Annotated in this window: 21 protein-coding genes; 16 read left to right on the top strand and 5 right to left on the bottom strand. The window is 72.6% G+C overall.

The window, feature by feature from the left end:
• The first annotated feature begins 13 nt into the window (after positions 1-13).
• Positions 14-1,318 (top strand): UDP-glucose dehydrogenase family protein, encoded by a 1,305-nt coding sequence (locus ACZ7KF_RS25820; RefSeq protein WP_471079513.1) that lies wholly within the window; start codon positions 14-16, stop codon positions 1,316-1,318.
• On the top strand, positions 1,318-2,061 hold the full coding sequence (locus tag ACZ7KF_RS25815) for a polyprenol monophosphomannose synthase (protein ID WP_471079511.1): 744 nt from the start codon (positions 1,318-1,320) through the stop codon (positions 2,059-2,061). The genes ACZ7KF_RS25820 and ACZ7KF_RS25815 overlap by 1 nt, the downstream gene beginning before the upstream one ends.
• A 36-nt stretch (positions 2,062-2,097) precedes the next feature.
• On the opposite strand, the gene ACZ7KF_RS25810 is transcribed toward ACZ7KF_RS25815, so the two are convergent.
• Complete coding sequence (locus ACZ7KF_RS25810) at positions 2,098-2,982, bottom strand: hypothetical protein (protein WP_471079508.1); 885 nt, start codon at positions 2,980-2,982, stop codon at positions 2,098-2,100.
• Positions 2,983-3,247: 265 nt separating this feature from the next.
• Between ACZ7KF_RS25810 and rplM the strand changes: the two genes are divergently transcribed.
• The 3 genes from rplM (at position 3,248) to glmM (ending at position 5,784) form a co-directional block, all read left to right on the top strand.
• Positions 3,248-3,691, top strand: a complete 444-nt coding sequence (rplM, locus tag ACZ7KF_RS25805) for a 50S ribosomal protein L13 (RefSeq protein ID WP_143627871.1) — start codon at positions 3,248-3,250, stop codon at positions 3,689-3,691.
• Positions 3,692-3,733: 42 nt separating this feature from the next.
• Positions 3,734-4,246 (top strand): 30S ribosomal protein S9, encoded by a 513-nt coding sequence (gene rpsI / locus ACZ7KF_RS25800; RefSeq protein WP_019754544.1) that lies wholly within the window; start codon positions 3,734-3,736, stop codon positions 4,244-4,246.
• A 179-nt stretch (positions 4,247-4,425) separates the two neighbouring features.
• Positions 4,426-5,784 carry a phosphoglucosamine mutase gene (glmM, locus tag ACZ7KF_RS25795; protein WP_471079503.1) on the top strand — a complete coding sequence of 453 codons (1,359 nt, stop codon included), beginning with the start codon at positions 4,426-4,428 and terminating at the stop codon, positions 5,782-5,784.
• Here the strand turns inward: glmM and ACZ7KF_RS25790 are convergent, their stop codons facing one another.
• Both ACZ7KF_RS25790 and coaA read right to left on the bottom strand, forming a co-directional pair.
• Positions 5,785-6,723, bottom strand: a complete 939-nt coding sequence (locus tag ACZ7KF_RS25790) for a DUF389 domain-containing protein (protein WP_471079500.1) — start codon at positions 6,721-6,723, stop codon at positions 5,785-5,787.
• Positions 6,724-6,754: 31 nt separating this feature from the next.
• Positions 6,755-7,723, bottom strand: a complete 969-nt coding sequence (coaA, locus tag ACZ7KF_RS25785; RefSeq protein WP_471079651.1) for a type I pantothenate kinase — start codon at positions 7,721-7,723, stop codon at positions 6,755-6,757.
• A 175-nt stretch (positions 7,724-7,898) separates the two neighbouring features.
• On the opposite strand from coaA, the gene glmS reads away from it, so the two are divergent.
• A complete protein-coding gene (gene glmS, locus ACZ7KF_RS25780) occupies positions 7,899-9,746 on the top strand; it encodes a glutamine--fructose-6-phosphate transaminase (isomerizing) (protein ID WP_471079497.1) in 1,848 nt (615 codons plus the stop codon).
• A gap of 102 nt (positions 9,747-9,848) precedes the next feature.
• Here glmS and ACZ7KF_RS25775 read toward each other — a convergent pair whose 3' ends face one another.
• A complete protein-coding gene (locus ACZ7KF_RS25775; protein WP_471079494.1) occupies positions 9,849-10,631 on the bottom strand; it encodes an SDR family NAD(P)-dependent oxidoreductase in 783 nt (260 codons plus the stop codon).
• A 64-nt stretch (positions 10,632-10,695) separates the two neighbouring features.
• Here ACZ7KF_RS25775 and ACZ7KF_RS25770 point away from each other — a divergent pair, with 64 nt between their 5' ends.
• From ACZ7KF_RS25770 to ACZ7KF_RS25745, 6 genes are all read left to right on the top strand, one after another.
• The gene (locus tag ACZ7KF_RS25770; RefSeq protein ID WP_471079490.1) at positions 10,696-11,067 is read left to right on the top strand and encodes a holo-ACP synthase; all 372 of its coding nucleotides are present in this window, start codon (positions 10,696-10,698) and stop codon (positions 11,065-11,067) included.
• A gap of 54 nt (positions 11,068-11,121) precedes the next feature.
• Positions 11,122-12,573 (top strand): NAD(P)H-hydrate dehydratase, encoded by a 1,452-nt coding sequence (locus ACZ7KF_RS25765; protein WP_471079487.1) that lies wholly within the window; start codon positions 11,122-11,124, stop codon positions 12,571-12,573.
• 426 nt (positions 12,574-12,999) lie between these two features.
• Positions 13,000-14,163: an alanine racemase gene (gene alr, locus ACZ7KF_RS25760; RefSeq protein WP_471079484.1), complete on the top strand. Its 1,164-nt coding sequence runs from the start codon at positions 13,000-13,002 to the stop codon at positions 14,161-14,163.
• A gap of 144 nt (positions 14,164-14,307) precedes the next feature.
• Complete coding sequence (locus tag ACZ7KF_RS25755; RefSeq protein ID WP_471079481.1) at positions 14,308-15,579, top strand: alpha/beta fold hydrolase; 1,272 nt, start codon at positions 14,308-14,310, stop codon at positions 15,577-15,579.
• Complete coding sequence (tsaE, locus tag ACZ7KF_RS25750; RefSeq protein WP_471079477.1) at positions 15,536-16,087, top strand: tRNA (adenosine(37)-N6)-threonylcarbamoyltransferase complex ATPase subunit type 1 TsaE; 552 nt, start codon at positions 15,536-15,538, stop codon at positions 16,085-16,087. Before ACZ7KF_RS25755 ends, tsaE begins: the two co-directional genes overlap by 44 nt.
• A gap of 129 nt (positions 16,088-16,216) precedes the next feature.
• Positions 16,217-16,387 carry a hypothetical protein gene (locus tag ACZ7KF_RS25745; RefSeq protein WP_471079474.1) on the top strand — a complete coding sequence of 57 codons (171 nt, stop codon included), beginning with the start codon at positions 16,217-16,219 and terminating at the stop codon, positions 16,385-16,387.
• A gap of 34 nt (positions 16,388-16,421) precedes the next feature.
• On the opposite strand, the gene ACZ7KF_RS25740 is transcribed toward ACZ7KF_RS25745, so the two are convergent.
• A complete protein-coding gene (locus tag ACZ7KF_RS25740; protein ID WP_471079471.1) occupies positions 16,422-16,982 on the bottom strand; it encodes a hypothetical protein in 561 nt (186 codons plus the stop codon).
• Between the two features lie 112 nt (positions 16,983-17,094).
• Between ACZ7KF_RS25740 and tsaB the strand changes: the two genes are divergently transcribed.
• From tsaB to ACZ7KF_RS25720, 4 genes are read left to right on the top strand one after another with little or no spacing between them, the layout of a single operon-like run.
• Positions 17,095-17,751 carry a tRNA (adenosine(37)-N6)-threonylcarbamoyltransferase complex dimerization subunit type 1 TsaB gene (tsaB, locus tag ACZ7KF_RS25735; protein WP_471079469.1) on the top strand — a complete coding sequence of 219 codons (657 nt, stop codon included), beginning with the start codon at positions 17,095-17,097 and terminating at the stop codon, positions 17,749-17,751.
• A gap of 29 nt (positions 17,752-17,780) precedes the next feature.
• Positions 17,781-18,281 carry a ribosomal protein S18-alanine N-acetyltransferase gene (gene rimI / locus ACZ7KF_RS25730; protein ID WP_471079648.1) on the top strand — a complete coding sequence of 167 codons (501 nt, stop codon included), beginning with the start codon at positions 17,781-17,783 and terminating at the stop codon, positions 18,279-18,281.
• Complete coding sequence (tsaD, locus tag ACZ7KF_RS25725; protein WP_471079466.1) at positions 18,274-19,359, top strand: tRNA (adenosine(37)-N6)-threonylcarbamoyltransferase complex transferase subunit TsaD; 1,086 nt, start codon at positions 18,274-18,276, stop codon at positions 19,357-19,359. The genes rimI and tsaD overlap by 8 nt, the downstream gene beginning before the upstream one ends.
• Positions 19,356-19,613, top strand: a complete 258-nt coding sequence (locus ACZ7KF_RS25720) for a hypothetical protein (protein ID WP_471079463.1) — start codon at positions 19,356-19,358, stop codon at positions 19,611-19,613. The genes tsaD and ACZ7KF_RS25720 overlap by 4 nt, the downstream gene beginning before the upstream one ends.
• Positions 19,614-19,849 lie beyond the last annotated feature (236 nt).

Here is a 19,849-nt window from a genome sequence, read left to right as displayed (position 1 = left end):
AAAGGCCGTCCCCATGCGGCTCACCGTCATCGGCACCGGCTATCTCGGTGCCACCCATGCCGCCTGCATGGCGGAGCTGGGCCACGAGGTCCTCGGGGTCGACGTCGACCCCGAGAAGGTCGCCGCGCTCGGCGCCGGCCGGGTGCCCTTCCACGAGCCGGGGCTGCCCGAGCTGATCGCGAAGCACACCGCGAGCGGCCGGCTGCGGTTCACCACCTCCTACGCGGAGGCCGGGGCCTTCGGCGAGGTGCACTTCGTGTGCGTCGGCACCCCGCAGCGCGCGGACTCCGGCGCCGCCGACCTGACCCATGTCGACGCGGCCTTCGCCGCGCTGGCCGCACACGCGGCCCCCGACGCGCTGGTCGTCGGCAAGTCGACCGTGCCGGTCGGGACGGCCGGGCGGCTGGCCCGCGCGCACGACGTGGAGATCGCCTGGAACCCCGAGTTCCTGCGCGAGGGCTTCGCGGTCGAGGACACCCTGCGCCCGGACCGGCTGGTGTTCGGCGTGGCCACGGACCGCGCCGAAGCCCTCCTCCGCGCCGTGTACGCCCCGGTCCTGGCCGCCGGCACCCCGCTCGTCACTGCGGACTTCCCGACCGCCGAGCTGGTCAAGACGGCCGCCAACGCCTTCCTCGCCACCAAGATCTCCTTCATCAACGCGATGGCCGAGGTCTGCGAGGCGGCCGGCGGCGACGTGCGCACCCTCGCCGAGGCGCTCGGCCACGACGACCGGATCGGGCCGAAGTTCCTGCGCGCCGGGATCGGCTTCGGCGGCGGCTGCCTGCCCAAGGACATCCGCGCGTTCGCGCACCGCGCCGAGGAGCTGGGCGTCTCGCTGGCCTTCCTGCGCGACGTGGACGCGATCAACATGCGGCGCCGGGACCGGGTGGTCGAGCTGGCCCGCGAGCTGTGCGGGGGAGACGTGCTCGGGGTCCGGGTCGCCGTCCTCGGCGCCGCCTTCAAGCCCGGCTCCGACGACATCCGCGACTCGCCCGCGCTGGGCGTGGCGGCCCGGCTGCGGCTGGAGGGCGCCGATGTCACCGTGTACGACCCCGAGGCCATGGACAACGCCCGCAAGGCGTTCCCGCTGCTCGGTTACGCGCTGACCGCCGAGGACGCGCTGCGCGGGGCGGACCTGGTGCTGCATCTGACCGAGTGGCCGCAGTTCCGGGAGATCGATCCGGGACGGGCCGCGACGCTGGCGGCCCGGCCGCGCGTCGTGGACGGCCGCGGGACACTCGACGCCGACCGCTGGGCCGCGGCCGGCTGGCGGTTCCGGGCGCTGGGCCGGCTGGCACCCGTGGATGAGGAGCAGTGATGACGCACGGCGAGATCCGGGTCACCGTGGTGATGCCGACGTACAACGAGGCGGCGAACCTGCCGGGTATGGCGGAGGCCGTGCTCGGACTGCCGCTGGACGGGCTCCATCTGAAGATCGTCGACGACTCCAGCCCGGACGGCACCGGGCGGATCGCCGAGGAGCTGGCCGAGAAGTACAACAGCGACGGCCGGGACCGCATGAGCGTGCTGCACCGCACCGAGAAGGACGGGCTGGGGCGGGCGTACACGGCGGGGATGTCCGCCGCGCTGGCGGAGGGCGCCGCGTACGTCGTCCAGATGGACGCCGACGGCAGCCATCCGGTGGAGGCCGTGCCCCGCATGCTGGAGGCGGCCCAGGACTCCGGAGCCGGTCTGGTGGTCGGCAGCCGGTACGTGGAGGGCGGCTCGCTGGACGAGCAGTGGGGCGCGCACCGGGTGCTGCTGTCCCGCTTCGCCAACCGGTACGCGCGCGCCGTCCTCGGCACGCACATCCAGGACATCACGGCCGGCTTCAACCTGTGGTCGGCCGAGACCCTGCGCGAGGTGGACCTGTCGACGCTGGACAGCGCCGGCTACAGCTTCCAGGTGGAGCTGAAGTACAAGGCCGTACGGGCCGGGCACCGGGCCGTGGAGATCCCGATCCGCTTCACCGAGCGGACCGAGGGTGTCTCCAAGATGACGCTGCGCACCCAGCTGGAGTCGGCCGTGGTACCGCTGCGGCTGCGGCTGAAGCGGCACTAGGCCGGCCGAGGCTGCGGCTGCTGCGGTGCCGGTTCGCTACCGGTTGGCGGCGGCAGAGGCCTGGGCCTGTCCGCGGCGGTGGATCTGGTTCACGGTGAACTGGGCCAGATCGTTGCCGACGGCGAAGACGTCGGTGCTCTTGTCCGTGACGTCCTTGCCGTTGGTGAAGCCGCCGGTGGTGAAGTAGGCGTAGCGGCCGTAGGCGTTCGTGGTGGTGCGGCAGACCGCGGCGTCGCAGAAGCCCTTGATGCCCTTGCCGGGCAGGGCCTGCACGAGGTTCTTCTTGCCGACCGCCTGGGCCTTGACCTTCGAGGCGCGGGCCGCGTCGTCGAAGACCGCGACACCGATGGTGACCGCGATGTCACCCTTGCCGTCGACGTAGCTCACCCGGATCAGGCGGGTGCAGTCGTTGGCGGTGAGGATCGAGGGCAGGGTGCCGCCGGTCACGGAGGCGCAGTTCGAGGTGTCCGCCGTGGCGCCCTTCTTGTACACCGTGTCGCCCATGGTCAGCTGCTTGCCCGGGAAGAGGGTGTCGGCGCTGAGCGGGGCGGTGTCCTTCTTGGCGCTGGAGATGAAGTCCTTGGGATCCAGCGGCGGCGGGGCACTGGTCGGTGCGAAGGACGGCGTCGCGCCGCCGGACCCCGGGATGGAGGCGCTGGCGGGCAGATTGCCGGGGCCCGCCTCCGGGTCGCCGTCGTTCGCGGACACGACGGCCATGGCCACGGCCGTGCCGATCGCGACCGTGGCCAGCGCGCCGCCGGCTATGAACAGCAGCTTGCGGCGCTTGTTGCGCGTCTCCGATTGCTCGGCGAGCGCTGCCCAGTCCGGAGAACCGTCGTCGGCTGCGCCGTTCCACGGTTGCTGGGAATTCGGTTTCCAGGGATCCCACTGAGACTGGGGTCCCCCCTGCCCGTAACTCATGGGGCGCATCTTAGACGGGGGGCCGGTGGTGCGGGGTCCGTCTGTCGGCCTGCCTCGTTTTGACCCGTCCCGGGGCGCCCAGGTAACCTGCTTCTTCGTTGTGTATTGGCTTGCTCATTCTCACGGGACGGGCCCTTACACCGGTCCACCGGGCCGATGACCAGCGATCAGCACGCGGTTTGCGTCACCGCAGTGCGGTCAAGGCTGTCGTGATCGTTTCGGTGACCTGTTCAGGACCATTCACTCGAAGCGAAGGCTACGAACCGTGCGTACGTACAGCCCCAAGCCCGGCGATGTGACGCGCCAGTGGCACGTCATCGACGCTCAGGACGTTGTCCTGGGTCGTCTCGCCACCACCGCTGCGACCCTCCTGCGGGGCAAGCACAAGCCGATCTACGCGCCGCACGTCGACGCTGGTGACTTCGTCATCGTCATCAACGCCGACAAGGTGCACCTGTCCGGCAACAAGCGGACCCAGAAGATGGCGTACCGCCACTCCGGCTACCCGGGTGGTCTGCGCTCCGTCCGTTACGACGAGCTGCTCGACAAGAACCCCGAGAAGGCCATCGAGAAGGCCGTCAAGGGCATGCTCCCCAAGAACTCCCTTGGCCGTCAGATGCTCTCGAAGCTGAAGGTCTACAAGGGTGACCAGCACCCGCACGCTGCCCAGCAGCCGGTGCCGTTCGAGATCACCCAGGTCGCGCAGTAAGTCCGGCCACCCCCTAAGACTGAAGAGAATCTGAGGAGAATCGTGGCCGAGACCACTGCCGAGCAGCCGCTCGAAGAGCTTGACATCGACAGCTACACCACCGAGTCCGAGGTCCCCGTCGAGGGCGAGTACACCTCGGAGTCCCTGGCCTCCCGCTTCGGCGAGCCCCAGCCGGCCGCCGGCCTGGGCCGCCGCAAGAACGCCATCGCCCGCGTCCGGATCGTCCCGGGCACCGGCAAGTGGAAGATCAACGGTCGCACCCTCGAGGACTACTTCCCGAACAAGGTGCACCAGCAGGAAGTCAACGAGCCCTTCAAGGTGCTCGAGCTGGAAGGCCGCTACGACGTGGTCGCCCGCATCGCCGGTGGCGGTGTCTCCGGCCAGGCCGGTGCGCTCCGTCTCGGTGTCGCCCGCGCGCTGAACGAGGCCGACGTCGACAACAACCGCGGCCCGCTGAAGAAGGCCGGCTTCCTCAAGCGCGACGACCGTGCGGTCGAGCGCAAGAAGGCCGGTCTGAAGAAGGCCCGCAAGGCTCCGCAGTACAGCAAGCGCTAAACAGCAGCTGCCTGCTCGTACTCCGAACGCCCCGGCGGCACGCCACATGTGCCGTCGGGGCGTTCGTTTATCCCGGCCAAGGGCGTATAACGACACAAGACGCTCAAAGGCTGGTGTGATCGGATGACCAGGCGTCTGTCACCATGCATGGCAGCAAGGACGCTTCCTCAGGAGGACAAGTGGGACGACTCTTCGGCACGGACGGCGTGCGCGGTGTCGCCAACGGGGATCTGACGGCCGAGTTGGCGCTCGGCCTCTCCGTCGCCGCGGCGCACGTGCTGGCCGAGGCGGGCACCTTCGAGGGCCACAAGCCGACGGCGGTGGTCGGACGGGACCCGCGCGCGTCCGGGGAGTTCCTGGAGGCCGCGGTGGTGGCCGGGCTGGCCAGCGCGGGCGTGGACGTCCTGCGCGTCGGTGTACTGCCGACGCCCGCGGTGGCGCACCTGACCGGTGCGCTCGGCGCCGACCTGGGCGTCATGCTGTCCGCCAGCCACAACGCCATGCCGGACAACGGCATCAAGTTCTTCGCCCGCGGCGGCCACAAGCTCGCCGACGAGCTGGAGGACAAGATCGAGGCGGTGTACGAGTCGCACCGGCACGGCGAGCCCTGGGAGCGTCCGACGGGCGCCGGAGTCGGCCGCGTGCGGTCGTACGACGAGGGCTTCGAGCAGTACGTCGCCCACCTGCTGGCGGTGCTGCCCAACCGGCTCGACGGTCTGAAGATCGTCCTGGACGAAGCGCACGGCGCGGCCTCGGGGGTCTCGCCGGAGGCGTTCACCCGCGCGGGGGCCCAGGTCGTGACGATCGGTGCCGAGCCGGACGGGCTCAACATCAACGACGGCTGCGGCTCGACCCACCTGGGCAAGCTGAAGGCCATGGTCGTCGAGCACGGCGCCGACTTCGGCATCGCGCACGACGGCGACGCCGACCGCTGCCTGGCCGTGGACCACACCGGCGAGGAGGTCGACGGCGACCAGATCCTCGCCGTGCTCGCGCTGGCCCTGCGCGAGCGCTCCGAGCTGCGGGCCGACACGGTCGTCGCCACGGTGATGTCCAACCTCGGCTTCAAGCTGGCGATGGAGCGCGAGGGCATCCGGCTCGTCCAGACCGCCGTCGGCGACCGGTACGTCCTGGAGGAGATGAAGGAGCACGGCTACGCCCTCGGCGGCGAGCAGTCCGGGCACGTCATCGTCCTCGATCACGCGACGACCGGTGACGGCACGCTGACCGGCCTGCTGCTGGCGGCCCGGGTCGCGCAGACCGGCCGTACGCTGCGCGAGCTGGCCTCCGTCATGGAGCGGCTGCCGCAGGTGCTGGTCAACGTGCCGGACGTGGACAGGTCGCGCGTGGGCACGTCGGCCGACCTCGCCACCGCCGTCGCCGAGGCCGAGCGGGAGCTGGGGGAGACCGGGCGGGTGCTGCTGCGTCCCTCCGGGACCGAGCCCCTGGTCCGGGTCATGGTGGAGGCCGCCGACATCGAGCAGGCCCGGTCGGTCGCCGGCCGGCTGGCCGATGCCGTGAAGTCCGCGCTGGGCTAGCTAGGACACCGCCGTCCGCTTCCTGTGCCTGGCCCAGAACCACTTCTGGGCCAGGAGCGTGAGGGTGCCGGCCAGCACGATGCCCAGCAGGTTCAGCAGGAGCTGGTAGGTCGAGCCGGCCGTCTGGTCGGTGTCGCCGTAGGCCAGGGCCACGGCCGCGTTGGCGGCGGCCGGCACCGTGGTCACCGAGATGGCCACACCGACCAGCGCGCCCGACTTCGCGGAGGTCAGGGACAGGGTGCCGGCGATGCCGGCCAGGACCGCCACGATGAACGAGAAGGCGTCGGGGGCGTACACGAAGGCCGTGTTGGGACGCCTGCCCTCCAGGTCGGAGCGGTGGAAGAGGTCGATGCCGTCCATGAACACGGTGAAGCCGACCGTCACCGCCATCGCCACGGCGAACCCGGCGAGCAGGGCGATCAGTGCGCGCAGCGCGAGGTTCGGACGCCGCCGGACCAGGGCCGTGCACAGGCCGGCCAGCGGTCCGAACTCCGGTCCCACCGCCATCGCGCCCACGATGAGGATCGCGTTGTCCAGGACGACACCGCAGGCCGCGATCATCGTGGCCAGGGTGATGAAGGCGAGGTAGGTGACCGACAGGGTCGACTCCTCGTGGGTGGCCTCGGTCAGGCCCTCCCAGAGAACGGCGTCCGCGCCTTCGCCCGGCGCCTCGGCCTCGGCCTTGTCGGCGCGCCGGGACAACGACAGGCCGATGTCGTCCACGGCGATCGAGCCGGTCTCGTCCAGTCCCAGCCGGCGCAGCTCGCCGATGAGTCCGTCGCCCGCCTCGCGTGCGACATCGCACAGGACGACGTCCCCGACGGGATTGCGGGCCGCCCCCGGCAGCACGACGAGGTGGGCGGTGCCGACCGTCTTCTCGATCAGCCGCACCACCTCGTCCGTCCTGGCGGCGGGAGTGATCAGGCGCAGATGAAGCATGACGCCTTTCTAACAGGCGTTCATGAGCACGTCACAGCTTGCGCAACCGCAGGCGCTGGACCTTGTGGTCCGGGCCCTTGCGGAGGATGAGGGTGGCCCGGCCGCGGGTGGGGGCGATGTTCTCCACCAGGTTCGGCTTGTTGATCGTCCGCCAGAGCATGCGGGCGTAGTCGAGTGCCTCCTCCTCGGAGACCTGGGTGTACTTGCGGAAGTACGAGGACGGGTTCTGGAAGGCCGTCTGGCGCAGCTTCTTGAAGCGGTTGAGGTACCAGCGCTCGATGTCGTCGGTGCCCGCGTCGACGTACACGCTGAAGTCGAAGTAGTCGGCGAGACCGACCCGGGTGCGGCCGTCCTTGCCGGGCAGGGCGGGCTGCAGGACGTTCAGGCCCTCCACGATCAGGACGTCCGGGCGGCGGACGGTGAGTGTGCGGTCCGCCACGATGTCGTAGATGAGGTGGGAGTAGACGGGGGCCGTCACCTCCTCCTTGCCGGCCTTGACGTCGGCGACGAAACGGGTGAGGGCCCGGCGGTCGAAGGACTCGGGGAACCCCTTCCGCGACATCAGGCCGCGGGCCTCCAACTCCCGGGTGGGCAGCAGGAAGCCGTCCGTCGTGACCAGCTCCACGCGCGGATGCTCGGGCCAGCGGGAGAGCAGGGCCTGCAGGAGACGGGCCACGGTGGACTTGCCCACGGCCACGGAACCGGCGACCCCTATGACGAACGGGGTGCCGGACTGGGAGCCCTTTTCGCCGAGGAAGGTGTTCAGCGCGCCGCGGAGGCCGTCCGTGGCGCCGACGTAGAGGTTGAGGAGCCGGGAGAGCGGGAGGTAGATGTCCCGCACCTCGTCCAGGTCGATGACGTCGCCGAGGCCGCGGAGCTTCTCCACCTCCTCGGCGGTGAGCGGCAGCGGAGTCTTGTCGCGCAGCGCGCTCCACTCGGCACGGGTGAGGTCGACGTAGGGAGTCGCCTCCGGCCTGTGCCGGTGGGCGCTCCGGGGCATCGAGGAGACCGGTGAGATCACAGTCCATTGTTAACGGAGTTTGAACGCGACGGTGGGTGGGGTCCGTCACGCGTGCGTTCCGGTCGTCGAGGGGCCTGCGTACGACGGTGGGAATTTCCGATTTCGGGCAGACGGAAGCTCTTTTCGATCGACTTCGGCCCGTAGGCTGCCGCTCATGTGCGGAATCGTGGGATACGTGGGGTCGCAGTCGGCGCTCGATGTGGTGATGGCCGGGCTGAAGCGGCTGGAGTACCGGGGGTACGACTCGGCGGGCGTCGCCGTGCTGGCGGACGGCGGGCTGGCCGCCGCCAAGAAGGCCGGGAAGCTGGTCAACCTGGAGAAGGAACTGGTGGAGCGGCCGCTGCCGACGGGCTCGACCGGCATCGGACACACCCGCTGGGCCACGCACGGCGCTCCCACGGACACCAACGCGCACCCGCACCTGGACAACGCGGGCCGGGTCGCGGTCGTCCACAACGGCATCATCGAGAACTTCGCGGTGCTCCGCGCGGAACTCGCCGAACGCGGGCACGCGTTGCGCTCCGAGACGGACACGGAGGTGGTCGCCCACCTGCTGGCCGAGGAGTTCTCCTCCTGCGCCGACCTCGCCGAGGCGATGCGGTTGGTGTGCCGGCGGCTGGAGGGCGCGTTCACGCTGGTCGCGGTGCACGCCGACGCGCCGGACGTGGTGGTCGGCGCCCGCCGGAACTCGCCGCTGGTGGTGGGCGTCGGCGAGGGCGAGGCGTTCCTGGCCTCCGACGTGGCCGCGTTCATCGCCCACACGCGGTCCGCGATCGAGCTGGGCCAGGACCAGGTGGTGGAGCTGCGCCGGGACGGTGTCACGGTGACGGGCTTCGACGGCCGTCCGGCCGAGGTCCGTTCGTACCACGTGGACTGGGACGCGTCCGCGGCCGAGAAGGACGGGTACGACTACTTCATGCTCAAGGAGATCGCCGAGCAGCCCAAGGCGGTCGCCGACACCCTGCTCGGCCGCATCGACCCGTCCGGCTCGCTCACCCTGGACGAGGTCCGGATCAGCGCCTCCGAGCTGCGCGAGATCGACAAGGTCGTCATCGTCGCCTGCGGCACCGCCTTCCACGCCGGCCTGATCGCCAAGTACGCCATCGAGCACTGGACCCGGATCCCCTGCGAGGTGGAGCTGGCCAGCGAGTTCCGCTACCGCGACCCGATCCTCGACGGACAGTCGCTGGTGATCGCCATCTCCCAGTCCGGCGAGACCATGGACACCCTGATGGCGCTGCGGCACGCCCGCGAGCAGGGCTCCAAGGTGCTGGCGATCTGCAACACCAACGGCTCGACGATCCCCCGTGAGTCGGACGCCGTGCTGTACACGCACGCGGGCCCCGAGGTCGCCGTCGCCTCGACCAAGGCGTTCCTCACCCAGCTGGTCGCCTGCTACCTGGTCGCCCTGTACCTGGGGCAGGTGCGGGGCACCAAGTGGGGCGACGAGATCCAGGCGGTCATCAAGGACCTGTCCCGGATCTCGGTGGAGGTCGAGCGGGTCCTGGAGACCATGGAGCCGGTGCGGGCGCTGGCGCGGACGCTGGCGTCGAAGAACACGGTGCTGTTCCTCGGCCGGCACGTGGGCTACCCGGTGGCCCTGGAAGGCGCGCTCAAGCTGAAGGAACTGGCGTACATGCACGCCGAGGGCTTCGCCGCGGGCGAGCTGAAGCACGGTCCGATCGCGCTGATCGAGGAGGACCTGCCGGTGGTCGTGGTCGTGCCGTCCCCGCGCGGCCGGTCCGTCCTGCACGACAAGATCGTCTCCAACATCCAGGAGATCCGCGCGCGCGGGGCACGCACGATCGTGATCGCGGAGGAGGGCGACGAGGCGGTCGTCCCGTACGCCGACCACCTCATCCGCATCCCGGCCACGCCCACCCTGCTCCAGCCCCTGGTGGCCACGGTCCCGCTCCAGGTCTTCGCCTGCGAGCTGGCCACCGCCCGCGGCAACGAGGTGGACCAGCCGCGGAACCTGGCGAAGTCGGTCACCGTGGAGTAGCAGCCGGAGCCGGAGCCGGAGCCGGAGCCGGAGCCGGAGCCGCAGCCGGAGCCGCAGCCGCAGCCGCAGGAGGAGCCGGAGCGGGCGCGGGCGCGGGCCCGTTCAGTGCACGGAGAAGCCGCCGTCGACGAAGATCGACTGACCGGTGACGTAGGCGGAGGCGCGGCCGGCGAGGAAGACGGCCGCGCCCGCGAAGTCCTCCGCCAGCCCGTTGCGGCCGGTCATGGTGCGCGCGGCCAGCGCCGCCACCTTCTCGGCGTCGGACGACAGCCGCGCGTTGAGCGGGGTCATCACGAAACCCGGCACCAGGGTGTTGCAGGTGACCCCGTACGGCGACCAGGCCTCGGCCTGGGAGCGGGCCAGTGACTCCAGCGCGCCCTTCGAGACGCCGTACGCGCCGCTCTGCACGAACGCCCGGTGCGCCTGCTGGGAGGTGATGTGGATGATCCGGCCGAAGCCCCGCTCGGCCATGCCGGGCCCGAACCGCCGGCCCAGCAGGAAGGGGGCCTCCAGGTTCACCGCCATGGTGGTGTCCCACACCTCCTCGTCCAGTTCGTCCATGGGGGGCCGCAGATTGATCCCGGCGGAGTTGACGAGGATGTCGGGCTCCCCGAACACCCCGGCGGCCTCCTCGGCCGCGGCGCGCACGCCCTCGCGCGTCCCCAGATCGCCGCTGACCCAGGCCGCACGGCAGCCCTCGGCCGTCAACTCCGCCACGGTGGCCTGCAGTTCCTCCGGCCGCCGGGCCACGATCACCACCTGCGCGCCGGCCCGCGCCAGCGCCCCCGCGACGGCCCGCCCGATACCGGAACTTCCCCCGGTCACCAGGGCGACACGGCCGTCGAGGGAGAAGAGGTCGCAGAGGTAGGCGCGCGAAGAGGTCATGCGCGAAGCGTAGGTGACGTGGTGTCGTCGGATCCCCCGTCACCGGGGTCGTAGGGTGCTCGGCATGAGCATCATCGGGGTGGGCATCGACGTCGCCGAGATCGACCGGTTCCGGGCGTCCCTGGAGCGGACACCGGGGCTCGCCGACCGGCTGTTCGTGGAGCGGGAACTGCTGCTGCCCAGCGGGGACCGGCGGGGCATCGCCTCGCTGGCGGCCCGGTTCGCCGCCAAGGAGGCGCTGGCGAAGGCGCTGGGGGCACCGCCAGGGCTGCAGTGGACCGATGCCGAGGTGTACGTGGAGGACACCGGGCAGCCGCGGCTGCGGGTGCAGGGGACGGTGGCCGCGCGGGCCGCCGAACTGGGCGTGCAGACCTGGCACGTGTCGCTCAGTCATGACGCGGGCGTCGCCTCGGCCGTGGTGGTCGCCGAGGGCTGACCGGAGCGGCGGCGCGGGTGTGGACCGAGGGGGTTCCGGGGCAGACTCGGTGCCATGCGTACTGCGTACAGCGTGGAGACGGTAAGAGCGGCCGAGCGGGCGCTGATGGCGCGGCTGCCGGAGGGGGCGCTGATGCAGCGGGCCGCCGCCGGGCTGGCCGCCGCCTGCGCCGAACTGCTCGGGCGGGTGTACGGCAGCCGGGTGGTGCTGCTGGTCGGCAGCGGGGACAACGGCGGGGACGCCCTGTACGCGGGGGCCCGGCTGGCCCGGCGCGGTGCCGGGGTGACGGCCCTGCTGCTGACGCCCGAACGGGCCCACGGCGGAGGACTCGCCGCCCTGCGGCGGGCGGGCGGCGCGGTCGCCGCGGCGGACTCCGCCGGCTTCGACGGCCTCGCCGAGGAACTGATCCTGCGGGCCGACCTGGTCATGGACGGGATCGTCGGGATCGGCGGCAAGGGCGGGCTGCGGCCGGACGCCGAGCGGCTCGCCGGGGTGGTGGCCCGGTCCCGGGCCGCCGTCGTCGCCGTCGACCTGCCCAGCGGCGTCGACGCGGACACCGGAGAGGTGCGGGGGGCCGCGCTCCCGGCCGACCTGACCGTCGTCTTCGGCGCCTACAAGCCCGGACTGCTGGTGGATCCCGCGAGGGAGTACGCCGGGGTCGTGCGCTTCGTGGACATCGGATTGGAGCCGCCGCCCGCCGACGCCGAGCTGGAGTCCCTGCAACACGCCGACGTGGCCCGGCTGCTGCCGGCACCGGCGGCGGAGAGCGACAAGTACCGGCGGGGGGTCGTCGGGATCGCCGCGGGCTCGGCGCGGTATCCGGGGGCCGCCGTGCTGGCCGTGTCCGGGGCGTTGCGGGGCGGCGCCGGGGCCGTGCGGTACGTCGGACCGGCCGGGCAGGCGGTCATCGCGCGCTTTCCGGAGACCCTCGTCTCCGACGCCGGGCCCGCGAAGGCCGGGCGGGTGCAGTCCTGGGTGGTGGGACCGGGGGCCGGGGACGACGCGGCGACCGTGGCCGAGGTGCTGGAGGCGGACGTCCCGGTGCTGCTGGACGCGGACGGGCTGCGGCTGGCCGAACGGGACACGGTACGGCGGCGTACGGCGCCGACGCTGATGACTCCGCACGCGGGCGAGGCCGCCGCGCTGCTCGGCGTGCGGCGGGAGGAGGTCGAGGGGGCCCGGCTGGCCGCGGCGCGGGAGCTGGCGGCGGTGTACCGGGCGACGGTGCTGCTGAAGGGCTCGACGACACTGGTCGCCGGTTCCGGCGGCGAGGCGGTGCGGGTCAACGCCACGGGGACGCCGTGGCTGGCCACGGCCGGCAGCGGGGACGTGCTGTCCGGGCTGGCGGGGTCCCTGTTGGCGGCGGGGCTGGGGGCGGTGGACGCGGGAAGCGCCGCGGCGTACCTCCACGGCCTCGCGGGCCGCTTCGCGGCCGAGGGCGCACCGACGGGCGCGCATGACATCGCCGCACACATCCCCCAGGCATGGCGAGACGTACGCGACTGACCGACACCCCCCGACCGAAGCCCGCCCGTGCGTCCCACGCCGAACCACCCCCACCCGACACGGCGCCCCGCAGGGGGCGCGGGGAACTGCGCGACAAGCCACGACGGTCCCGCAGCCGAAGACCGCTCGTGTCTCTCGCGCAGTTCCGGCTTAGCTCGACACTCACGTGAGGGTGGCGCCCGCAGGGGGCGCGGGGAACTGCGCGACAAGTCACGACGGCCGGGCGGCCGAAGACCCCTCGCGGCTCCCGTGCAGCCCCGGCTTAGCTCGACACTCACGTGAGGGTGGCGCCCCGCAGGGGGCGCGGGGAACTGCGCGACAAGCCACGACGGTCCCGCGGCCGGAGGAGGTCGGCCGCCCCCCCCGCGAGACCGATACGCCCCGTAGCCGGAGCCCGTCCGCGGCCTCTGAGAGACTGGGGGCGCCATGACTGAGACAGCAGCTGTGCCGACCGCCGCCCTGCGCGCCCGCGCCGAGATCGATCTGGGCGCCCTGCGCGCCAATGTCCGGGCCCTGCGCGCCCGGGCGCAGAGCGCCGCCGTGATGGCCGTCGTCAAGTCCGACGCATACGGCCACGGAGCGGTGCCCTGTGCCCGCGCCGCCCTGGAGGCGGGCGCGAACTGGCTCGGCACGGCCACGCCCGAGGAGGCCCTCGCGCTGCGCGCGGCCGGCCTGCCCGGGCCCGTGCTGTGCTGGCTGTGGGTGCCGGGCGGCCCCTGGCGGCAGGCGATCGAGGCCGACATCGACGTGTCGCTGAGCGGCCTGTGGGCGCTGCGCGAGGTCACCGCCGCCGCCCGCGAGGCCGGCCGGGTCGCGCGCGTGCAGCTCAAGGCCGACACCGGGCTCGGCCGCAACGGCTGCCTGCCCGGCGCGGACTGGACCGAACTGGTCGGCGAGGCCCTGCGCGCCGAGGCCGAGGGGCTGGTCCGCGTCACCGGCCTGTGGTCGCACTTCGCGTGCGCCGACGAGCCGGGACACCCCTCCGTCGACGCCCAGCTCGACCGGTTCCGGGAGATGGTGGGTCACGCCGAAGGACAGGGCGTGCGGCCCGAGGTGCGGCACATCGCCAACTCCCCGGCCACCCTCACCCTGCCCGAGACCCACTTCGACCTGGTCCGCACGGGCATCGCCATGTACGGCATCTCGCCCAGCCCGGAGGTCGGCACCCCGGCGGACTTCGGGCTGCGCCCGGTGATGACGCTCAGCGCCTCGCTGGCCCTCGTCAAGCGCGCCCCGGGCGGACACGGCGTCAGCTACGGCCATCACTACACCACCCCCGGCGAGACCACCCTCGGCCTCGTGCCGGTCGGCTACGCGGACGGCATCCCGCGGCACGCCTCGGGCACCGGCCCGGTGCTGGTCGACGGCAAGTGGCGGACGGTCGCCGGGCGGGTCGCCATGGACCAGTTCGTGGTGGACCTGTGCGGCGACGAGCCCCCGGTGGGCAGCGAGGCCGTGCTGTTCGGGCCCGGCGACCGCGGCGAACCCACCGCCGAGGACTGGGCGCAGGCCTCCGGCACGATCGCCTACGAGATCGTCACGCGCATCGGAACGCGCGTTCCCCGCGTCTATGTGAATGCGTCCCTGTGAACGGGCACCAGGTCGGGTAACCCGTCCGGGAGCGGCAACCCGGATCAGTGGTCACACCGGTCGCGCGACGGCACCGACGGCACCATCGGCACCATCCGTTTCACCCACCCAGGCGAACTGCAGTACGGCGAAGAGGAGCGGTACGTGAGCGAGAGCAGCGCGGAGGCCGTGGCGGACCTCGTCGCCTCGGCGGCCGCCGCCTCCGCCGCGGGGGCGACGGCCGGGAGCTGGCGCAAGGCGACCGGCATCGCCGGCGCCGCGATAGGCGTGCTCGCCGCGGGCGCGGCGGCGGGCGTCGCCATCGAGCGGATGACGGTGGGGCGCGGGGTGCGCCGCAAGGCCCGCCTGGCGCTGGACTCCGCGGGCCCGTACGGCACCCTGCGCGGCACCCCGGGCAAGGCGTACGCCGACGACGGCACCGAGCTGTACTACGAGGTCGACGAGGCCGAGCCCGACCTCGGGCCGAACGTCTCGCCCCGCCGGCGCCGGCTCTTCGGCCGCAAGGCTCCCGCCCCGGTCACCGTCGTCTTCTGTCACGGCTACTGCCTGAGCCAGGACTCCTGGCACTTCCAGCGGGCGGCCCTGCGCGGGGTCGTGCGGACCGTGCACTGGGACCAGCGCAGCCACGGCCGGTCCGGGCGGGGCGTGGCGCAGACCCGGGACCGGGAGCCGGTCACCATCGACCAGCTCGGCCGTGATCTGAAGGCCGTGCTCGACGCCGCCGCGCCGGACGGGCCCCTGGTGCTGGTCGGTCACTCGATGGGCGGGATGACCGTCATGGCCCTCGCCGCCCAGTACCCGGAGCTGATCCGGGACCGGGTCGTCGCCACCGCCCTCGTCGGCACCTCCTCCGGGCGGCTCGGCGAGGTCAACTTCGGGCTGCCGGTGGCCGGCGTCAACGCGGTGCGCCGGATCCTCCCCGGAGTGCTGAAGGCGCTCGGGCAGCAGGCGGAGCTGGTGGAGAAGGGGCGCCGGGCCACCGCAGAGCTGTTCGCCGGGGTCATCAAGCGGTACTCGTTCGCGGGACGGGACGTGGACCCGGCGGTGGAACGGTTCGCCGAGCGGATGATCGAGTCCACCCCGATCGACGTGGTCGCCGAGTTCTACCCGGCCTTCACCGACCACGACAAGACCGAGGCGCTCGCCTGCTTCCAGGACATGCCGGTGCTCGTGCTGGCCGGCGTCCGGGACCTGGTCACGCCCAGCGAGCACAGCGAGGCCATCGCCGACCTGCTGCCCGAGGCCGAGCTGGTGCTGGTGCCGGACGCCGGGCACCTGGTGATGCTGGAGCACCCGGAAGTGGTCACCGACCGCCTCGCCGACCTGCTCACCCGCGCGGGTGCGGTGCCCGCAGGGGCTACCGTAAGTGGCTATGGAACGACCAGCAGCACCAGCAGCACCGCACGAGGCCGCTGAGATCCGGCTGACGATCACCACGCCCGAACAGATGCGGGAGCTGGGCCGCCGGCTGGCCAAGCTGCTGCGCGCGGGCGACCTGGTGATGCTCAGCGGGGAGCTCGGCGCGGGCAAGACCACGCTGACCCGCGGGCTCGGCGAGGGCCTGGGCGTGCGTGGCGCGGTCACCTCGCCGACCTTCGTGATCGCCCGCGTGCACCCGTCCCTCGGTGGCGGCCCGCCCCTGGTGCACGTCGACGCCTACCGGCTCGGCGGCGGCCTGGACGAGATGGAGGACCTGGACCTCGACGTCTCGCTGCCCGACTCGGTGATCGTCGTGGAGTGGGGCGAGGGCAAGGTCGAGGAGCTGACCGAGGACCGGCTCCAGGTCGTCATCCACCGGACCGTCGGCACCGCGTCATCGGGGGACACCCCCGAGGCCCCGGGCGTCGACGAGGTGCGGCACGTGATCGTGACCGGCCTGGGGGAGCGGTGGTCCGACGCCGGCCTGGAGACGCTGTCCGGCTGAGGACGCGAGAACGTTCCGACAGACCGTCGGCAACATATTGCGCAGGACGTCCCGGGCGTGGTGACATGGTAGCCAGCCCGTAGTTAGGTGTGCCTTACTACGCCCGCCCCCGCACCTCAGGAGGCGTCCATGACCGCAGTGCGACCCCCGCAGCAGCCCCGGCCCGCCGTGCCCGCGGGGGTGTCCATGCGCGACCTGCTGGCGTCGTGCGCGGCGGCGGACGCGGTCTCCCGGCCGCCGCGGGACCCGGAGCCGGAGAACCTCCCCGAACCGGCCGCGGACCGGCCCGAAGCGGCCTGAGCGCGGCCCCACGAGGACCCGGGCCCGCGCGGGCTCAGCGGATGACGACCACCGGCACGCCGATCGTCGCGAAGCTCCACATCGCGTCCCCGTCGGCCCGGCTCTCCCGGATGCCGCCCGTCTTCACGCTCGGGTCGGCCATCATGCCCGAGCCGCTGTTCACCGCCGCGCTGAACCCGATCGCCACCCCCTCCACGCTGGTGAACCGCACCACGTGCTCGACGGGGAGACCGTCGGTGCCGGTGGCCGTGTTGGACCGGGACGTGACCCAGTACATGCCCGGCGCCGGGTCGACGCTGCCCGGCCGCACGGTGAAGGTGCGCTGCACCAGGTTCGCGGGGGAGACCAGCCAGATCCGGTCGTCGTCCACCGAGTACACGACCCGTTCACCCGTTCCGGAGCCGCTCGGCAGGGCGGTGGGGTGCTGCCGGTCCCGGGGGGCCTTCGTCGCGGGGGCCGCGGCGGACGCGCTGGCCGCGGGGCCGCCGACCAGGCTCACCGGCACGGTCGCCTGGGCCCGGTAGGCGAGGAAACCGACTGTTCCCAGGGCTGCGGCGGTGAGACCGGCGACGATGCCCGAGCTGGTCCCTGCCATGTCCGCTCACCTCTGCCTCGCGCCATATGTCGTATTCGTACTGACCGTAGCAGTCGGTGACGATCCGCCCCGGACGGCCGTGCGCGCGCCGCGGGCGCCGTAGGCTGTTCGCGTGCTCTTGCTCGCTCTGGATACCGCAACACCCGCCGTCACCGTCGCGCTGCACGACGGCACGGACGTCATCGCCTCGTCGAGCCAGGTGGACGCGCGCCGGCACGGAGAGCTGCTGCTGCCGGCCGTCGACCGGGTCCTCGCCGAGGCCGGGCTGAAGCTGGAGGCCGTCACCGGCATCGTCGTCGGCACCGGGCCCGGCCCCTACACCGGCCTGCGCGTCGGCCTGATGACCGCCGACACCTTCGGCCTCGCGCTCGGCGTCCCGGTGTACGGCCTGTGCACGCTGGACGGCCTGGCCTACGCCGCCGACATCGAGAAGGGCCCCTTCGTCGTGGCGACCGACGCCCGGCGCAAGGAGGTCTACTGGGCCACCTACGCCGACTCCCGGACCCGGCTGACCGACCCGGCCGTCGACCGCCCGGCCGACATCGCCGAACGGGTCGCCGGACTGCCGGCGGTCGGCGCGGGTGCGCTGCTCTACCCGGACACGTTCCCGAGCGCCCACGAGCCCGAGCACGTGTCCGCCGCCGCCCTGGCCTCGCTCGCCGCGCGGAAACTGGCCGCGGGCGAGGAACTGTCCGCGCCCCGGCCGCTCTACCTGCGCCGCCCGGACGCCCAGGTCCCCAAGAACTACAAGGTGGTCACCCCCAAGTGACTCAGCCGGCACCCCCACGACTGCGCGAGATGCGCTGGTGGGACATCGACCCCGTCCTGGAACTGGAGAAGGACCTGTTCCCCGAGGACGCCTGGTCCCGGGGCATGTTCTGGTCCGAACTGGCCCACGCCCGGGGCTCCGAGGCCACCCGGCGCTACCTCGTCGCCGAATCCGCCGACGGCCGGGTCGTCGGCTACGCGGGCCTGGCCGCCTCCGGCGACCTGGGCGACATCCAGACCATCGCCGTCGCCCGCGGCCTGCAGGGCACCGGGCTCGGCGCCCGCCTGCTCACCGAGCTGCTGCGTGCGGCGACCGCGTTCGAGTGCCACGAGGTGATGCTCGAATGCCGGGTCGACAACATCCGTGCCCAGAAGCTCTACGAGCGCTTCGGCTTCGCCCCCATCGGCTTCAGGCGCGGCTACTACCAGCCGGGCAATGTGGACGCCCTGGTGATGCGCCTGACCACGGAATCCGGCAGCGGCTTCGCCGCGGGTTCCTCATCAGCACAAGGAACCGATATCAATGACTGACGAACCCCTCGTCCTCGGCATCGAGACCTCCTGTGACGAGACCGGCGTCGGCATCGTCCGCGGCACCACCCTGCTGGCGGACGCCGTCGCCTCCAGCGTCGACGAGCACGCCCGCTTCGGCGGTGTCGTGCCGGAGGTGGCCTCCCGGGCGCACCTGGAGGCGATGGTCCCCACCATCGACCGGGCGCTGAAGGAGGCGGGCGTCTCGGCGAAGGACCTGGACGGCATCGCGGTCACCGCGGGCCCCGGCCTCGCGGGCGCCCTGCTGGTCGGCGTCTCGGCGGCCAAGGCGTACGCCTACGCCCTCGGAAAGCCCCTGTACGGCGTCAACCACCTCGCCTCCCACATCTGCGTGGACCAGCTGGAGCACGGCCCGCTGCCCGAGCCGACGATGGCCCTGCTGGTCTCGGGCGGCCACTCCTCGCTGCTGCTGTCCTCGGACATCACCTCCGACGTCCGCCCGATGGGCGCGACCATCGACGACGCGGCCGGTGAGGCGTTCGACAAGATCGCCCGCGTGCTGAACCTGGGCTTCCCCGGCGGCCCCGTCATCGACCGGTACGCCAAGGAGGGCGACCCGCGGGCGATCGCCTTCCCGCGCGGACTGACCGGCCCGCGCGACCCGGCGTACGACTTCTCCTTCTCCGGTCTGAAGACGGCCGTGGCCCGCTGGATCGAGGCCAAGCGGGCGGCGGGCGAGGAGGTCCCGGTCCGCGACGTGGCCGCCTCCTTCCAGGAGGCCGTGGTCGACGTGCTGACCCGCAAGGCCGTCCGCGCCTGCAAGGACGAGGGCGTGGACCATCTGATGATCGGCGGCGGGGTCGCGGCCAACTCCCGGCTGCGCGCCCTCGCCCAGGAGCGCTGCGAGGCGGCCGGCATCCGGCTGCGCGTGCCGCGCCCCAAGCTGTGCACGGACAACGGCGCGATGGTCGCCGCGCTCGGCGCCGAGATGGTCGCCCGCAACCGGGCCGCCTCCGGCTGGGACCTGTCGGCCGACTCCTCCCTGCCGGTGACCGACCCGCACGTCCCGGCCCACGACCACGTGCACGAGGTCGGCGAGGAGAACCTGTACTCGTGACCGTCGCCCTGATGTGGGAGGCCCGGGCGGCCGAGGGCCGGGGCGCGGACCTGCTGGCCTGGGTCCGCGAACAGCCGCTCGATCCCGGGCCGTCGCGCCGCGAGACCTTCCGCGCACCGGGGGACCGGGTCCTGGTCATCACCTGGTGGGACGCCCCGTACGACGCGCCCCTCCCCGAACTGCCCGAGCCGGAAGCCGAGTTGGTGACCCGGGCCGTGCACCGGTGGCGGTTCGAGGCGGTCGCCGAAGGGTGAGGTTGAGGGAACGGCCCGGACTGCGCTAAGATCATCACACAGCGAACGGCCGGAACAACGGCCCGGACGCAGTGCGTTGGTGGTCCAAGGAAAGACGTCCCGCTTCCTGCGGGGAGATGCAGGTGCAAGGCCTGCCCGGCGCTCAACTCGACACCCCGTCTCCGGAATCCCGGAGGCGGGGTGTTCTCGTCTGCCCGGTCCCCTGCCCCGGCTTCCGCTCCGCCCCGCGCTTGCGC

The sequence above is a fragment of the Streptomyces sp. NPDC038200 genome, from assembly GCF_055600785.1.
This window is presented reverse-complemented; position numbering and strand designations above follow the sequence as displayed.

Bases quoted from the DNA above. Each gene is read 5' to 3' on its own strand.
- ACZ7KF_RS25820 (WP_471079513.1), top strand. From the start codon at position 14: ATGCGGCTCACCGTCATCGGCACCGGCTATCTCGGTGCCACCCATGCC.
- ACZ7KF_RS25775 (WP_471079494.1), bottom strand. From the start codon at position 10,631: ATGACCTCTTCGCGCGCCTACCTCTGCGACCTCTTCTCCCTCGACGGC.
- coaA (WP_471079651.1), bottom strand. From the start codon at position 7,723: ATGCCCCGGAGCGCCCACCGGCACAGGCCGGAGGCGACTCCCTACGTC.
- ACZ7KF_RS25745 (WP_471079474.1), top strand. From the start codon at position 16,217: ATGACCGCAGTGCGACCCCCGCAGCAGCCCCGGCCCGCCGTGCCCGCG.
- glmS (WP_471079497.1), top strand. From the start codon at position 7,899: ATGTGCGGAATCGTGGGATACGTGGGGTCGCAGTCGGCGCTCGATGTG.
- alr (WP_471079484.1), top strand. From the start codon at position 13,000: ATGACTGAGACAGCAGCTGTGCCGACCGCCGCCCTGCGCGCCCGCGCC.
- ACZ7KF_RS25770 (WP_471079490.1), top strand. From the start codon at position 10,696: ATGAGCATCATCGGGGTGGGCATCGACGTCGCCGAGATCGACCGGTTC.
- ACZ7KF_RS25810 (WP_471079508.1), bottom strand. From the start codon at position 2,982: ATGAGTTACGGGCAGGGGGGACCCCAGTCTCAGTGGGATCCCTGGAAA.
- ACZ7KF_RS25740 (WP_471079471.1), bottom strand. From the start codon at position 16,982: ATGGCAGGGACCAGCTCGGGCATCGTCGCCGGTCTCACCGCCGCAGCC.
- tsaE (WP_471079477.1), top strand. From the start codon at position 15,536: ATGGAACGACCAGCAGCACCAGCAGCACCGCACGAGGCCGCTGAGATC.
- ACZ7KF_RS25765 (WP_471079487.1), top strand. From the start codon at position 11,122: ATGCGTACTGCGTACAGCGTGGAGACGGTAAGAGCGGCCGAGCGGGCG.
- tsaD (WP_471079466.1), top strand. From the start codon at position 18,274: ATGACTGACGAACCCCTCGTCCTCGGCATCGAGACCTCCTGTGACGAG.
- ACZ7KF_RS25815 (WP_471079511.1), top strand. From the start codon at position 1,318: ATGACGCACGGCGAGATCCGGGTCACCGTGGTGATGCCGACGTACAAC.
- rimI (WP_471079648.1), top strand. From the start codon at position 17,781: ATGCGCTGGTGGGACATCGACCCCGTCCTGGAACTGGAGAAGGACCTG.
- ACZ7KF_RS25790 (WP_471079500.1), bottom strand. From the start codon at position 6,723: ATGCTTCATCTGCGCCTGATCACTCCCGCCGCCAGGACGGACGAGGTG.